This window comes from Amycolatopsis eburnea (assembly GCF_003937945.1).
Lineage (GTDB): Bacteria > Actinomycetota > Actinomycetes > Mycobacteriales > Pseudonocardiaceae > Amycolatopsis > Amycolatopsis eburnea.
In genome coordinates this window covers 171,807-186,046 of the sequence record NZ_RSEC01000021.1, presented here as the reverse complement: position 1 = coordinate 186,046, position 14,240 = coordinate 171,807, and the positions used below count along the sequence as shown (strand labels likewise).

Genomic DNA, 14,240 nt, shown 5'->3' with positions numbered 1-14,240 from the left:
AGATCAGCGCCAGTGCGTCCAGCCGCCTTCTCGCGAAAACGGTTTCCCGTCCACGGTGATCCCCGAGTCCGCCATGGTGACGACGCCGATGGTGCGCCAGCCCGCGGGCAGCTCGGTGAAGGGCGGGAAGGTGGCCGCCAGCGCGTGATCCTCCCCACCCGTGAGCACCCAGTCCAGGGGGTCGGCGCCGAGCGCGGCGCCGACTTCGGTGAGCCGGCCCGGGACGTCGAGGTCGGCGGTGCGGACGTCGATGCCGACCCCGGAGGCCTCGCCGATGTGGCCGAGGTCGGCGAGCAGGCCGTCGGAGACGTCGATCATCGCCGTGGCCCCCGCGAGGGCGGCCTGGGGCCCGGCTTCGTAGGGCGGTTCCGGGCAGCGCTGGGCGTTGACGACGCCGACCGGGGACCGGAACCCGCGGCCGAGCACGGCCAGGCCGGCGGCGGCCCAGCCGAGCCGCCCGCACACCGCGAGGACGTCGCCAGGCCGGGCGCCCGAGCGCGTCACGGGTTCGCGGTCGCCGAGGTCGCCCAGCGCCGTGACGCTGATCACGAGCTGGTCGGCGCGGACCATGTCGCCGCCGGAAACGCCGATGCCGGCGCGTTCGGCTTCGGCCCACATGCCGTCGGCGAGGCCGGTGACGACCTCGCGCGGGGTGTCGGGCGGGCAGGCGATCCCGACCAGGACGGTGGTCGGCGTCGCGCCCATGGCGGCGATGTCGGCCAGGTTGACCGCGACGGCCTTGCGCCCGACGTGCTCGGGCGGCGACCAGTCGAGCCGGAAGTGCACGCCCTGCACGAGCACGTCGGTGCTGGCGACCACGCGGCCGTCGGGGGCGGCGACGACGGCGGCGTCGTCACCGGGGCCGAGCAGCGTGCCCGGCGGCTGGCGCCGTCCTTCGGTGACGGCTCGGATGAGCGCGAACTCCCCGGTCTCGGCGACCGTTCCGTCGTTCGGTGACACCGGTCACCTCTGCTTTCTCTACCGGGACAAAGGTCGATCACCGATAGTCGGATGCCCTATGTTTTTCGATGAGCTGGCGATACGTTCCTACCTGAGCTGACCGATCCCGACGAAAGGGCGCGCCGTGGTCCACGCATACATCCTCATCCAGACCGAGGTCGGCAAGGCGGCCGCGGTGGCGGCCGAGATCTCCAGCATCCCGGGCGTCACCAGTTCGGAGGATGTCACCGGCCCGTACGACGTCATCGTCCGCGCGGCCGCCGACAGCGTCGACCAGCTGGGCCAGCTCGTGGTCGCGAAGGTGCAGAACGTGGAAGGCATCACGCGGACGCTGACCTGCCCGGTCGTGCACCTCTGAGCAGTGGTGTAGTGGTCCGGTGCCTGATCCCGACACCGGAGCCCCGCCCAGGGTGGTCCTCGTCACCGCCGCCGCGCTCGCCGTGGCGCTGGCGGTCGCCGTCGCCGTCTTCGCGCTGACCCAGCGCTCGTCCTCCGACACCGCGGGGCCACTGCCCTTGGTCCCGGTGCCGGCGCCCGCGGCGGCGTCGCCGGGCTGCACGACGCTGCTGGCCGCGGTGCCGACGGAACTGACGTCGAACGGGACGTCTCTGAAGGTGCGCACCTTGGCCGACCCGGCCCCGCCCGCGACGGTCGCGTGGGGCACGGACGACCCGCTGGTGCTGCGCTGCGGCCTGAACCGCCCCCCGGAGCTGACCCCGACCGCGGCGCTGCGCCTGGTGAACAAGGTGCAGTGGCTGCAGGTGCCGGGCGAGGGCGCGTCGACGTGGTACGTGGTGGACCGCGAGGTCTACGCGGCGCTGACGGTGCCGGACAGCGCCGGCACGGGCCCGCTGCAGCAGATTTCGGACACGATCGCCGCGAAGCTCGCGCCGCGGCCGCTGCGGTTCTCCTAGCGGAGGCCGGTGCCGCGGGCGACGGCGGTGTCGATGAGGGTGCTCAGCAGCGTCGCGTAGTCCACGCCGGTGACCTCCCACATCTTCGGGTAGGCGGACTTCGTGGTGAAGCCGGGCATGGTGTTGACCTCGTTGATGGTCAGCTCGCCGTCTTCCCCGACGAAGAAGTCGACGCGGGCGAGGCCCTGGCAGTCGAGCGCCTTGAAGGCTTCCACGGCCATGGCGCGGAGCTTCTCGGTGAGGGCGTCGTCGAGCTTGGCGGGGATGTCCAGCTCGGCGTCGTCCCCGAGGTACTTGGTTTCGAAGTCGTACCAAGCGTTTTCGTCTTCGGAGAGCACCCGGATCTCGGCGGGCAGCGAAGCTTCGACGCGGCCGTCCGGGAACTCGAGCACCCCGCACTCGACCTCACGGCCGACGACCGCGGCTTCGACGAGCACCTTGGGATCGGTGGCCCGGGCCAACTCGATGGCGGCGTCGAGGTCGTCCCACGCGGTCACCCGGCTGATGCCGACGGACGACCCGGCGCGGGAAGGCTTGACGAAGACGGGCAGGCCGAGCTTGGCCCGCTCGGTTTCGTCCAAAGTGGACTGACCACGCTTGAGCGCGACGAAGGTCCCGACCGGAAGCCCTTCGGCGGCAAGGAGCTTCTTCGCGGTTTCCTTGTCCATGGCGGCGGCGCTGGCGAGCACGCCGGGCCCGACGTACGGGATACCGGCGAGCTCGAGGAGGCCCTGGATGGTGCCGTCCTCGCCGAAGGCGCCGTGCAGCACCGGGAAGACGACGTCCACCTGCGAAAGCAGCTCGCTTTCCCGCCCGGCCTCGACGGCGACGAGCCCCTGGCTGGAGGGGTCCCCGGCGAGCACGAGCCCCTTGCCGTCGTCGACCGACGGCAGCTCACGGCCGCGGATGGCGAGCTGCGCGGAGTCCCCGCTGCCGAGCACCCACCGGCCTTCGCGGGTGATCCCGACCGGAACGGCCTCGAACCGCGCGGGGTCGAGGTGACCCAGGACGCTGCCGGCGGACAGGCAGGAGATGGTGTGCTCACTGCTGCGCCCACCGAACACGACCGCCACCCGGATCTTCTCGCTCATGGTGAGCCACCGTACCCGGTGACCTCGCGGAACAGCCCAGCCCCGTACGCCGGGTGGCGCCGGGAGAGCGGCGAACGCAACCGGTGAGGGGCGTGGGACGTCCGGTATGTCGAGGGACTCGTGGGCCCGGGACCGGGCCCCGCCCTCCCTGGGGGCTCACCGCCACTTGTGAGCGTATCGGGCGGCACCGACGAGAAACCGGGGAAAGTGGTCGCCGAGCCGGAGTTGTCCACAGCATGGATGGGCTGTGGACAACGCCTGCCCCGCGCCGGCAGCGCTACCGACGCGGCTGCGGGTGGAGTCCGGAACGGCGCCACGGCCGAGGCCGCCCGCCCGCACCCGACGTCTTGAATGAGTCATTCAGGGCACCGGAGGTGGCGAGCGGGTGACCCCGGCGGCAGAGTCACGTGGCCGTGTGGTCTGTCCGGCGCCGCAGGGATGTCATGAAAGGGTCGTTCATGTCGTCTGGCGAGGTGAACGACCCTTTCATGACATCGCGGATGGCCGGATCGCCGCACCGGCCCGACTTCGCCGGGGCCCGTCACCGGAGGTCCTGAATGACTCATTCAAGACCCGAAACCGGCGCCGCCTCAGCAGCCGGCCAACACCACCCCCGCAGCCAACGTCCTGAATGACCCATTCAGGTCCCCGAAGGTGGCGAGCGGATAACCGGCGGCAGAGTCACCTGGCCGCGTGGTCTCCCGGCGCCGCAGGGATGTCATGAAAGGGTCGTTCATGGCGTCTGGCGAGGTGAACGACCCTTTCATGACATCGCGGACCGCCGCACCGGCCCTCACCGCAGCAAAGACACCAGCGTCGGCAAAGCCGCCACCAAAGCCTCCCGAGAACACCCCGCATACCCGATCGCCACCCCATGCGCGCTCGGCGTCCCCGCGAAATGCCGCGCCAGCCCATCCAGCCGAATCCCCCGCCGCTCAGCCGAAGCGATCACCGAAGCCTCCACCGAAGCCGAAGAAAACGGCACCACCAGATGCGCCCCGGCGTCGTCCCCCCGCACCGGAATCCCCGCCGCCGCCAACGCCCCCGCCAGCAACGTCCGCCGCTCCGCCATCTCGCGCCGCAACTTCCGCAGATGCCGCCCCAGATCCCCGTTCCGCGCGAACTCGTACAACACCCGCTGCCCCGCCGGCGACGGCCGCGTCCCCGTCGAATCGCGATAAGCCAGCACCGCCGAAGTGATCGCTTCCGGCGCCACCATCCACCCCGCGCCCAGCGTCGGCGTGAGGATCTTCGACGTCGTCCCCAGGTGCGCCACCACATCCGGCGCCAGCGAAGCCAGCATCGGCAGCGGCGCCACGTCGAAGCGCAGCTCGCCGTCGTAGTCGTCCTCGATGACCAGCATCGAGGCCGCCCGCGCCCGCTCCACCAGCGACACCCGCCGGGCCGCGCTCAGGCGGCTGCCCATCGGGTACTGGTGCGCCGGCGAGCAGTACACCGCCCTGGCGTCCGCAGGGATCGCCTCCGGCCGCAGCCCCTCCAGGTCGACCGGCACCCCGACGACCCGCATGCCCGCGCGCCGGAACGCCTGCACCGCGCGCTGGTAGCCCGGTTCCTCGACGGCGACGACGTCCCCGCGTTCCAGCACCGCCGCGGCCAGCTCGACGACCGCCGCCGTCGTGCCGCCGGTCGCCAGTACCGAGCCCGCGGCGAGACCGCGGTGGCGCAGCAGGTGCTCCGACACCGCCGCGCGGTACTCCGGGAGGCCCGCGCGGTGGGCGCGGACCAGCGGGTCCGGGTCGGCCGCCGCCCGCCAGGCGCGGCGCCAGGCCGCGCGGTCCAGGCCGTCCGCCCACGGCGTGCCGGGGCCCAGGTCGAGCAGCGAAGGCGCCACCGTCTCCGGCGCCGGCACCGCGGGCGCGGGGACCTGCGAAGCCGAGAACGACGGCGGCGTCGTCACGTACGTCCCGGAGCCGTGCCGTCCGGCGATCCAGCCCTCGGCGTGCAGCTGCTCGTAGGCCGCCGACGTCACCGTGCGGCTGACGCCGAGGCGCCCCGCCAGCGCGCGCGTCGACGGGAGCCGGTCGCCGCCCCGGAGGTGGCCGGAAGCGGCTGCTTCGCGCAGCGCGTCGGCGAGCTGGACGGCCAGCGGCGTGACGGCGGCGCGGTCGAGGCTGACCGGGAGCGCGGTGTCGGCGTGGGACACGGGACCTCCTCGAGTGGACTTCCCAAGTGTACGAGAAGTGGACGTTTTCCGATGCCACTGTGCTGGGAGACGCTGGTCGCATGCTCTCCACGACGCCCCGCACCACGCTAGGCCGCAAGAAGCACCGCGCCGTGACCGACCGTTCGGCGCTGTACGCGGTCCTCGACGAAGGGCTCATCTGCCACCTCGGCGTCGTCCGCGACGGCGTCCCGCTGGTCCTGCCCACCGGCTACGGACGCGACGGCGACACGCTCTACCTGCACGGTTCCACCGGCGCGGCCAGCCTCCGCGCGGCGGCGAAGGACCTCGAGGTGTGCGTCACGGTGACGCTCCTCGACGGCATCGTCTACTCGCGCTCGGTCAACAACCACTCGATGAACTACCGCAGCGCGGTCATCCTCGGCCAGGCGAAGCCGGTCCTGGACGCCGAAGCGAAGATGCACGGCCTGAAGGTGCTCACCGACCACCTCGCGCCGGGTTCGTGGGAGCACGCCCGCGAGGTCAACGCCAAGGAGTTCGCCGCGGTGAGCGTGCTCGCGCTCGACCTCGGCGAGGCGTCGGTGAAGATGCGCGCCGAGGGCCCCGGCGACGAGCCCGAGGACGTCGAGGCGGACGCCGCCTGGGCCGGGGTGCTGCCGGTGCGGACGGTCTTCGGCGCGCCCGAGCCGTCCGAGGACCTCTCCCCCGGCTGGACGATCCCGGAGCACGTGGCCGGCCGCTGAGGCGGTGTCGATCCGCGCGGGTTCCGTTCGTGTAGCGAGTGGCAGATCCACCGAAGCGGAAGGACGCGCGATGCGCTCGCTCACCGTCACCATGAACGTCACCCTCGACGGCGTCGTCCAGGGCCTCGGCCGCCCGGACGAGGACACCCGCGGCGGCTTCCGCCACGGCGGCTGGGGCACCCGGTACCAGGACGCCGTCCTGGCCGGGGAGATGGGCCGGGGCATGAGCCGGGCCGGCGACATGCTCTTCGGCCGCCGCACCTGGGAGGACTTCACGAAGGCGTGGAGCCGGCGCGAGGACGGCAACCCCTTCACCACGCACCTGAACGCCGTCACCAAGTACGTCGCCTCGACCACCCTCGAGGACGCGAGCGCGTGGCAGAACTCGGTGCTGCTGCGCGGAGAGGCCACCCGGACCGTCGCCGAGCTGAAGGCGCGGCCCGGCGGCGACCTGTCGGTCGTCGGCAGCGCCTCGCTGGTGCGCGCCCTGCACGCGGCCGGCCTGGTCGACCGCTACACGCTGGTGATCCACCCGCTCACGCTCGGCACCGGCGCACGCCTCTTCGACGAAACCGCGCCGTTCACCGAGTTCACGCTCACCCGCAGCGTCACGACCACGAAGGGCGTGCTCATCGCCCACTACGACCGGCGAGCGGCAGCCTGACCGTGAAGGTCGTCCGGCCCGGTTCCGAGGCCACCGAGACCGTCCCGCCGTGCGCCGTCACCAGGGACTGGACCACCGAAAGCCCCAGCCCGGTACCGCCGTTGCCACGGGTGCGCGAGTCGTCGACGCGGAAGAACCGGTCGAAGATCCGCTCCCGGTCGGCGGGCGCGATGCCCGGCCCGGCGTCGGTGACCGCGACGACGGCCGCGCCGTCCGCGACCGCCACCGACAGGTGCACGGCCGTCCCGGGTGGCGTGTGCACGGCGGCGTTGGCCAGCAGGTTGTCGAGCACCTGCCGCAGCCGCACGGGATCGGCGTCCACGAAGGCCGGTTCGAACGACGACGTCAGCGGGTGGCCGGGCCGTCCGGCGGCGAACGCGTCCGCGGCGTCGCCCGCCAGCTCGGCCAGGTCGACGCGCTCGGGCCGCAACGGCGTCTCGGCCGCGCGCGCGTCGAGGCGGGCCAGCAGCAGGAGGTCGTCGATCAGCACCGTCATCCGCGCGGTCTCCTCGCGGATCTTGGCCAGGTGCGCCTCCCGCTCGGCCGGCTCGTTCGCCGCGGCGTAGCGGAAGAGGTCGGCGTAACCGCGGATCGACGTCAGCGGCGTGCGCAGCTCGTGCGAGGCGTCCGCGACGAACCGCCGCAGCCGCTCGTTCGCCTCGGTCTTCGCCGCCAGCGACGTGTCGATGTGCGCCAGCATCACGTTGAACGCCGTCCGCAGCTCCTCGACTTCGGCGCCGCCGCCGGTGCCGGCCGCGCGCACCGGCAGGGCGGGGTTGGCGGTGAGGTCGTGGGAGGCGATGTCGTGCGCGGTCCCGGCCATGTCGGCCAGCGGGCGCAGGCCGCGGCGCAGCACCAGCCGTCCCACGACCACCAGGACGCCGAGGGCGAGCGAGAACGCGGCCACCTCGACCCAGATCAGCTGCTGGACCGTCCCGTCGAGATCCTTCTGGGGCGCGGCCGAGAGCAGCACCGACCCGTTGTCGACCGGGCACGCGCGCACCCGGTACGGCCCGTCGTCGCGCAGGTAGACGGTGCGCGTGACGTCACCGCCGACCGCGTCCGCGGCGATCTTCGCCAGCTGCCGGGCATCGCCGGGCAGCCGGCCGCCGGGTTCGGGCGTCGCGACGCCGTCGCGCACCTTGTACAGCGCCGAATACCAGGAGTACACCGACTGCGGCGAGCCGTGCGTCTCGCGCAGCTGCGGGAGCTGGGTGTTCTGGCTCTTGGACAGCTGCTCGTCGAGCCGGCGGTCGAGGTAGCCGTGCATGATCCCCACCATCGTGACGCCGACGGCGGCGAACACGACCAGCGCGAGCGCGCCGAGCCCCAGCGTGATCCGGGTGCCCAGCCGCGTGCGCTGCCAGGCCCCGTACCACTTCGCGAACCAGCGCCTCACCGGTTGACCTGGCGCACGACGTAGCCGACGCCGCGCACGGTGTGGATCAGCGGTTCGCCCTCGCCCGCGTCGAGCTTGCGCCGCAGGTGCGAGATGACCAGTTCGACCACATTGGACCGGCCGCCGAAGTCGTATTCCCAGACGTGGTCGAGGATCTGGGCCTTCGTCAGCACCGCGGGCGAGCGGCGCATGAGGTAGCGCAGCAGCTCGTACTCGGTCGGCGTCAGCTCGGCCGGGCGGTCGCCGCGGCGGACTTCGCGGGTGTCCTCGTCCAGCGTGAGGTCCCCGACCCGCAGCACGGCCCCGCGCGCCGCGGCCTGGACGCCGCCGTGGCTGCGCCGCAGCACCGCCCGCAGCCGTGCCATCAGCTCCTCGACGGAAAACGGTTTCACGAGGTAGTCGTCACCCCCGCGGGTGAGCCCGGCGATGCGGTCGGACGTCGCGTCCTTGGCCGTGAGGAACACCACGGGCACCGCGTTGCCGTTCTCGCGCAGGCGGTCGAGCACCGTGAAGCCGTCGAGGTCGGGCAGCATCAGGTCGAGCACGACGATGTCCGGGCCGAACGCCGCCGCCTCGGTCAGCGCGGCCCGGCCGGACCCCGCGGTGACCGCCTGCCAGCCCTCGTACCGGGCGACGGTGGCGACGAGGTCGGCGATGTGCGGCTCGTCGTCGACGACGAGCAGGCGCACGGTCTCGGGGCTCTGCACTCCCCCATCTTCTCCCGGCGCGCGCGGCGCGGGCGAGCCGTGGCGCGGGCCGACAGGAATCCGACAGCCCGCACCCAGACTCGCCACAGGCTGCGTGGCGAGGCTGGCCTTCGTGAACCGAAAGCGAGGGGGATCCGTGTGACCACCATGACGCAGACCGCCGAGGCCGCGCGCCCGGCGATCCGCCCCCGGATCGCCGCGAAATCCGGCCTCTTCACCTTCCTGGGCGCCAACGTGGTGGCCGTCACCGCGCTGTTCGCCCAAGCCGGCCTGTCGCAGAACGTGCTGATCGGCATCGGGCGGCTCGCCGGGATGTACGGCGCGCTGGCGATGGCGTTCCAGCTGCTGCTCGTGGCGCGGCTGCCGTGGCTGGACCGGCGGATCGGGATGGACCGGCTCACCACGTGGCACCGCTGGACCGGCTTCACGATCCTGTGGACGCTGCTCGCGCACCTGGTGTTCATCGCGTTCGGCTACGCGGAGGTGACCGACAAGGGCGTCGTCGACGAGCTGGTCGAGATGGCCAACACCCTCGAGGGCATCCTGCGCGCGCTGGTCGCGTTCGCCGTGATCCTGATCGTGGGCGCGGCTTCGGCGAAGTTCGCGCGCAAGCGGCTGGCGTACGAGACGTGGCACTTCATCCACCTCTACACCTACGCCGCCATCGTGCTGGCGTTCACGCACCAGATCGCGCTCGGGACGTCGTTCGCGAGCGCGCCGGCGGCGAAGGCGTACTGGTGGACGATGTGGCTGGGCGCCGGCGCCGCCGTGCTCGCCGGGCGCGTCCTGCTCCCGCTGTGGCGCAACGTGCGCCACCAGCTGCGCGTCACCGCCGTGGTTTCCGAAGCCCCCGACGTGGTTTCCGTCTACATGACCGGCAAGCACCTGGACAAGATGCCGGCGCGCGCGGGCCAGTTCTTCCTGTGGCGGTTCCTCACGAAGGACCGCTGGTGGCAGGCCAACCCGTTCTCGCTGTCCGCCGCGCCCGACGGCCGCACGCTGCGGCTGACCGCGAAGGCGCTCGGCGACGCCAGCGCGTCGCTGCGCAACCTGCGCGTCGGGACGCGGGTGTTCGCCGAAGGCCCGTACGGCGCCTTCACCACCATCCACCAGCGGCGGCCCAACGCGCTGCTCGTGGCGGGCGGCGTCGGGATCACGCCGATCCGCGCGCTGCTGGAGGACATCGACGGGCACGTCGTCGTGCTGTACCGGGTCCGCACGCAGGCCGACGCGGTGCTGCTGCCGGAGCTGAACGGGCTGGCCAAGGCCCGCGGCGCCGAGATCAGCGTCCTCACCGGACCGGACCAGGCGGTCGGGCCGCGCGGGGCGGTGCTCGGGCCGGCGAACCTGCACATGATGGTGCCGGACGTGCACGACCGGGACGTGTTCGTCTGCGGCCCGCCGGGGATGACGTCGGCCGTGCTGCGCAGCCTGCGCGAGCTGAAGGTGCCGAAGACCCAGGTCCACGCCGAACGCTTCAGCCTCGCGGCCTAGGGGGAGTTTTCACCGTGAAGAAGACCATTTTCGTCGTCGCGCTCTCGATCGCCGGCTTCATCGCGGTCTGGCGGTTCGAGCCGGGGCCGGTGCACAACACCGCCGCGGTCGCGCAGGCGCCGCCCGCCACCAGCGCGCCGGCCGCGCCGTCGACCGCACCCTCCACTTCGGACAGTGCGAACGCGACGGTGACGACGCAGGGCTCGGCCGAATCCAGCAAGTACGGCGTCGTGCAGGTCCAGGTGACGTTCACCGGTTCGCGGCTCACCGCCATCACCTTGCTGCAGGCACCGAACGAAGGCCGGGCGCTGACTGCGTTGCCGAAGCTGCAGGACGAAGCGATGCAGGCCCAGAGCGCCGACATCGACACGATCACCGGCGCGACCGAGACCAGCGAGTCCTACAAGACCTCGCTGCAGGCCGCGATCGACCAGCGGGGGAACCGATGAGCGTCCGCGTCGAGCAGATCATGGGCCTGCCGATCTCCCTCGACCTGCGGGACGAAGAGGACTTCGGCGAGGTGGTCGACGACGTCTTCGCCTGGTTCCACGACGTCGACGCGCGGTTCAGCCCGTTCAAGGCGGACAGCGAGGTCAGCCGGTACGACCGCGGCGAGCTCGCGGCCGCCGAGCTGAGCGACGACCTCCTGGAGGTCCTCGAACTCTGCGCGTACTACGAGCAGCTTTCCGGCGGCGCGTTCCGGGCGCGGCTGCCCGGGCGCGGCCTCGACCCGTGCGCGGTGGTGAAGGGCTGGGCGGTGCAGCGCGCCGCCGACATGCTGAAGGCCGAGGGCGCGACGACGTTCTGCCTCAACGCCGGCGGCGACGTCGTCACCGCGGGCGAGCCGGAACCCGGCCGCCCGTGGCGGGTCGGGGTCCGCCACCCCGAGCAGCCCCTCGCGGTGTGCGCGGTGCTGGAGTCGCGCAACGGCGCGATCGCGACGTCGGCGGCGTACGAGCGCGGCTCCCACATCCTCGACGGCCGCTCCGGCACCCCCGCGACCGGCCTGATGAGCGTCACCGTCGTGGCCGGCGACCTGGTCACGGCGGATGCGCTCGCCACGGCGGCGTTCGCGATGGGCGAGGAGGGCATCACGTGGGCGGCCGACCGGCCGGACTGCGAGATCCTCATCGTCGACGACAGCCGCCGCGTGCACCGGACGGCGGGGCTGGCGCTGGCTTCCTGAAATCGGCTCGCTCCGGGACGGGCGCTCGGCCAAAATCGGGCGTACCCGTCACCAGAGGAGTGCCATGCCTTCGTCCGTCCTGCACGTGTCCGTCGACTGCGCCGACCCGTACAAGCTGTGCCAGTTCTGGAGCGAGGTCACCGGGAAGCCGATCCCGGACGAGGACCAGCCGGGCGACGACGAGTGCGGCATCGCGCTCGAGGGCGGGATCGACCTGCTGTTCCTGCGCGTCCCGGAGCCGAAGACGGTGAAGAACCGCCTTCACGTGTGCCTGCAGCCGGACGTCGCGCGCGACGACGAGGTCGAGCGGATCCTCGGCCTGGGCGCGACGCTGGTGAACGACCTCCGCAAGCCCGACGGCACCGGCTGGGCGGTGCTCGCCGACCCCGAGGGCAACGAGTTCTGCGTCCTGCGCAGCGCGGCCGAACGCGCGGCGACGTCGTGACGGACTCGTTCGCCGTCAACAAGGCGAACTGGGACGAGCGCGCGGTCCTGCACGCGGCGTCGCCGGACTACAACTTCGCCGACTTCGCCGCGGATCCCGCGTACCTGAGCGCCGTCGTCCGGTTCGACCGGCCGCGCCTGGGTGACATCGGCGGGCTGCGCGCGGTGCACCTGCAGTGCCACATCGGCACGGACACGGTGTCGCTCGCGCGGCTCGGCGCTTCGGTGACCGGCCTGGACTTCTCGGGCGCGGCGCTCGCGGAGGCGCGGAAGCTGGCCACGGCGGCGCGCACGTCGATCGACTTCCACGAGGCCAACGTGTACGACGCCGTCGAAGTGCTGGGCGCCGGCGGGTTCGACCTGGTCTACACCGGGATCGGGGCGCTGTGCTGGCTGCCTTCGGTGGCGCGGTGGGCGTCGGTCGTCGCGGGCCTGCTGCGCCCGGGCGGGCGGCTGTTCGTCCGGGAAGGGCACCCGATGCTGTGGTCGCTCGACGAGAACGACCCGGCGGCGCCGCGGTACCCGTACTTCGAGCACGCCGAGCCGCTGGTGTTCGACGAGCCCGAGACCTACGTCGCCACCGACCGGCCGCTGGCCAACAGCGTCAGCCACTCGTGGAACCACTCGCTGGGCGAGATCATCACCGCGCTGCTGGACAACGGCCTGACGCTGACCGCGTTCACCGAGCACGACAGCGTGCCGTGGAACGCGATCCCCGGCCAGATGGCGCACGACGAAGCCACCGACGAGTGGCGGCTGAAGGACACGCCGTCGCGGCTCGCGGCGAGCTACACGCTCCAGGCGGTCAAGCACGGCTGAATAGGGTGGGCCGCATGCCCTTGATCGCGGTCGCCACCCTCGGCGGAACCATCTCGATGGCCCCGGTTCCCGGCACCGGCGCCGTCCCGCGGATCGGCGCGGCCGAACTGGTCGGCGCGCTCGGCGAGCTGCCGATGGACGTCCGCGCCGAAACCCTGGCCGGGATCGGCAGCGCGTCGATGGACTTCGCGACGCTGCTGCGGTGCCGCGACTGGGGCCTGCGGCAGGACGCCGACGGGTTCGTCGTCGTGCAGGGCACCGACACCCTCGAGGAGACCGCGTACTTCCTCGACCTGTGCTGGCCGTCGGAGATCCCGGTGGTCGTCACCGGCGCGATGCGCAACGCGGGCCTGCTCAGCCCGGACGGCCCGGCCAACCTCCGCAACGCGCTGACCGTGGCGGCCGATCCCCGCAGCCGCGGCCGGGGCGCGCTGGTCACGCTGAACGACGACGTCCACGCGGCGCGCTGGGTGCGGAAAGCGCATTCGAGCCACCTGGAGGCGTTCACGTCGGCGCCGGCGGGGCCGCTGGGCATGGTCGTGGAGCACGCGGTGCACTACTTCCACCCGTCGCCGCCGCGGCCCCCGGCGCTCACCGGCGAGGACTTCGGCGGGCTGGTCCCGGTGGTCGAAGCGGGTCTCGACGACTCGGGCGCGGTCCTCGCGCACGCGGCCACGCAGCCGGGCGTGCGCGGGATCGTGCTGGCGGCGACCGGCGTCGGCCACGTGTCTTCGGGCACCGCCGACGTGGTGGCGCGGCTGGTGGGATCGCTGCCGGTGGTGGTCGCTTCGCGGACGGGCGCGGGACCGACGCTGCGCTCGACGTACGGCTTCCACGGTTCGGAGTCCAGCCTGATCGCGATGGGCGCGACGATGGCGGGCTGGCTGGACGCGCGCAAGTCCCGGATCCTGCTGCGCACTCTGCTGGCTTCCGGCGCCGGCCGCGACGAGATCGAGCGCGAGTTCCGCTCGCGCGGCGACCTGGACTGACCCCGGACCCAAGCGCCCCAATGTGGCGTTCGGTGCGTCCAGCGCACCCAATGTGGCGTTCGGTGCGTCTGACGCAACCAACGCCACATTGGGGCGCTCTGGTCAGTCCAGGACCGGGCCGCCCAGCGGGTCGAGGTGGTACGGGCGCATCGCGCGGCCCGCGTCGCGGTAGACGTGGACCGAGATCGCCGGGTCCGGGCCGTCGTTGCGCACCTCGTGCACGTACCCCGGGCCGAACACCCGCGACTGCCCCGCCGCGAGCGCGTGCAGCTCGGTGACCGCGCGGCCGCCCGGGGCCCGGCGCGCCACCGCCTCCGTCAGGTGCCCGCTGACCACGGTGAACGCGCCGCTGGCGAACGCGTGGTCGTGCAGGTCGGTGTGCTGGCCGGGCAGCCAGCTCATGAGCCAGATCTCCTGCCGCTCGTCCTTCTCGACGAGCGCGGCGAAGCGCTCGTCGGGGTCGTAGCGCAGCAGGTGCTTCCAGCGGTCGCGGTCGGCGGCGACCTCCAGCGCGACGCGCACGGGGTGGCGCAGCGCGGGGTTTTCGGGACGCAGCAGGGTGTTGTCCGGAACGGCGAACATGGGGGTCCTCACGAAAGAAAAGGGGTGTCGAGCTGGGCCGGGGCTGGGGTTCACCGACAACAGCGACACGCGCACACGACGGCGCGGCGGCCCAGGAGGCCCCGC

16 protein-coding genes are annotated in these 14,240 nt (G+C 72.6%); 10 read left to right on the top strand and 6 right to left on the bottom strand.

From position 1 onward, the window contains the following. Positions 1 to 3 precede the first annotated feature (3 nt). Positions 4 to 960, bottom strand: coding sequence for a thiamine-phosphate kinase (locus tag EIY87_RS04725; RefSeq protein WP_125306406.1), 957 nt, complete (start codon positions 958 to 960; stop codon positions 4 to 6). A gap of 124 nt (positions 961 to 1,084) precedes the next feature. Between EIY87_RS04725 and EIY87_RS04720 the strand changes: the two genes are divergently transcribed. Then, on the top strand, positions 1,085 to 1,318 hold the full coding sequence (locus EIY87_RS04720) for an Lrp/AsnC family transcriptional regulator (protein WP_125306405.1): 234 nt from the start codon (positions 1,085 to 1,087) through the stop codon (positions 1,316 to 1,318). A gap of 19 nt (positions 1,319 to 1,337) precedes the next feature. Next, the gene (locus tag EIY87_RS04715; protein ID WP_191983951.1) at positions 1,338 to 1,874 is read left to right on the top strand and encodes a DUF3515 domain-containing protein; all 537 of its coding nucleotides are present in this window, start codon (positions 1,338 to 1,340) and stop codon (positions 1,872 to 1,874) included. On the opposite strand, the gene EIY87_RS04710 is transcribed toward EIY87_RS04715, so the two are convergent. Continuing rightward, positions 1,871 to 2,965, bottom strand: coding sequence for a D-alanine--D-alanine ligase family protein (locus tag EIY87_RS04710; protein WP_125306404.1), 1,095 nt, complete (start codon positions 2,963 to 2,965; stop codon positions 1,871 to 1,873). The genes EIY87_RS04715 and EIY87_RS04710 overlap by 4 nt on opposite strands. A 793-nt stretch (positions 2,966 to 3,758) precedes the next feature. Further along, positions 3,759 to 5,129 carry a MocR-like pyridoxine biosynthesis transcription factor PdxR gene (gene pdxR / locus EIY87_RS04705; protein WP_125306403.1) on the bottom strand — a complete coding sequence of 457 codons (1,371 nt, stop codon included), beginning with the start codon at positions 5,127 to 5,129 and terminating at the stop codon, positions 3,759 to 3,761. Between the two features lie 80 nt (positions 5,130 to 5,209). On the opposite strand from pdxR, the gene EIY87_RS04700 reads away from it, so the two are divergent. Beyond that, the gene (locus EIY87_RS04700; RefSeq protein WP_125306402.1) at positions 5,210 to 5,851 is read left to right on the top strand and encodes a pyridoxamine 5'-phosphate oxidase family protein; all 642 of its coding nucleotides are present in this window, start codon (positions 5,210 to 5,212) and stop codon (positions 5,849 to 5,851) included. Positions 5,852 to 5,921: 70 nt separating this feature from the next. Next, positions 5,922 to 6,515 (top strand): dihydrofolate reductase family protein, encoded by a 594-nt coding sequence (locus EIY87_RS04695; protein WP_125306401.1) that lies wholly within the window; start codon positions 5,922 to 5,924, stop codon positions 6,513 to 6,515. On the opposite strand, the gene EIY87_RS04690 is transcribed toward EIY87_RS04695, so the two are convergent. After that, positions 6,481 to 7,914 carry a sensor histidine kinase gene (locus EIY87_RS04690; protein WP_125306400.1) on the bottom strand — a complete coding sequence of 478 codons (1,434 nt, stop codon included), beginning with the start codon at positions 7,912 to 7,914 and terminating at the stop codon, positions 6,481 to 6,483. The two genes, EIY87_RS04695 and EIY87_RS04690, sit on opposite strands and share 35 nt — an antisense overlap. Further along, positions 7,911 to 8,621 carry a response regulator transcription factor gene (locus EIY87_RS04685; RefSeq protein WP_125306399.1) on the bottom strand — a complete coding sequence of 237 codons (711 nt, stop codon included), beginning with the start codon at positions 8,619 to 8,621 and terminating at the stop codon, positions 7,911 to 7,913. The genes EIY87_RS04690 and EIY87_RS04685 overlap by 4 nt, the downstream gene beginning before the upstream one ends. A gap of 147 nt (positions 8,622 to 8,768) precedes the next feature. Between EIY87_RS04685 and EIY87_RS04680 the strand changes: the two genes are divergently transcribed. The 6 genes from EIY87_RS04680 to EIY87_RS04655 all read left to right on the top strand — a co-directional run bounded on the left by EIY87_RS04680 (position 8,769) and on the right by EIY87_RS04655 (position 13,553). After that, the gene (locus EIY87_RS04680) at positions 8,769 to 10,115 is read left to right on the top strand and encodes a ferredoxin reductase family protein (RefSeq protein WP_125306664.1); all 1,347 of its coding nucleotides are present in this window, start codon (positions 8,769 to 8,771) and stop codon (positions 10,113 to 10,115) included. A gap of 14 nt (positions 10,116 to 10,129) precedes the next feature. After that, complete coding sequence (locus tag EIY87_RS04675; protein WP_125306398.1) at positions 10,130 to 10,564, top strand: FMN-binding protein; 435 nt, start codon at positions 10,130 to 10,132, stop codon at positions 10,562 to 10,564. Next, the gene (locus tag EIY87_RS04670) at positions 10,561 to 11,301 is read left to right on the top strand and encodes an FAD:protein FMN transferase (protein ID WP_125306397.1); all 741 of its coding nucleotides are present in this window, start codon (positions 10,561 to 10,563) and stop codon (positions 11,299 to 11,301) included. The genes EIY87_RS04675 and EIY87_RS04670 overlap by 4 nt, the downstream gene beginning before the upstream one ends. Positions 11,302 to 11,365: 64 nt before the next feature. Beyond that, positions 11,366 to 11,746, top strand: coding sequence for a VOC family protein (locus EIY87_RS04665; RefSeq protein ID WP_125306396.1), 381 nt, complete (start codon positions 11,366 to 11,368; stop codon positions 11,744 to 11,746). Continuing rightward, the gene (locus EIY87_RS04660; RefSeq protein WP_125306395.1) at positions 11,743 to 12,564 is read left to right on the top strand and encodes a class I SAM-dependent methyltransferase; all 822 of its coding nucleotides are present in this window, start codon (positions 11,743 to 11,745) and stop codon (positions 12,562 to 12,564) included. Before EIY87_RS04665 ends, EIY87_RS04660 begins: the two co-directional genes overlap by 4 nt. 14 nt (positions 12,565 to 12,578) lie before the next feature. Further along, positions 12,579 to 13,553, top strand: a complete 975-nt coding sequence (locus EIY87_RS04655; RefSeq protein WP_125306394.1) for an asparaginase — start codon at positions 12,579 to 12,581, stop codon at positions 13,551 to 13,553. 102 nt (positions 13,554 to 13,655) lie between these two features. On the opposite strand, the gene EIY87_RS04650 is transcribed toward EIY87_RS04655, so the two are convergent. Then, a complete protein-coding gene (locus EIY87_RS04650; protein ID WP_125306393.1) occupies positions 13,656 to 14,135 on the bottom strand; it encodes a cysteine dioxygenase in 480 nt (159 codons plus the stop codon). Between the last annotated feature and the right edge of the window lie 105 nt (positions 14,136 to 14,240).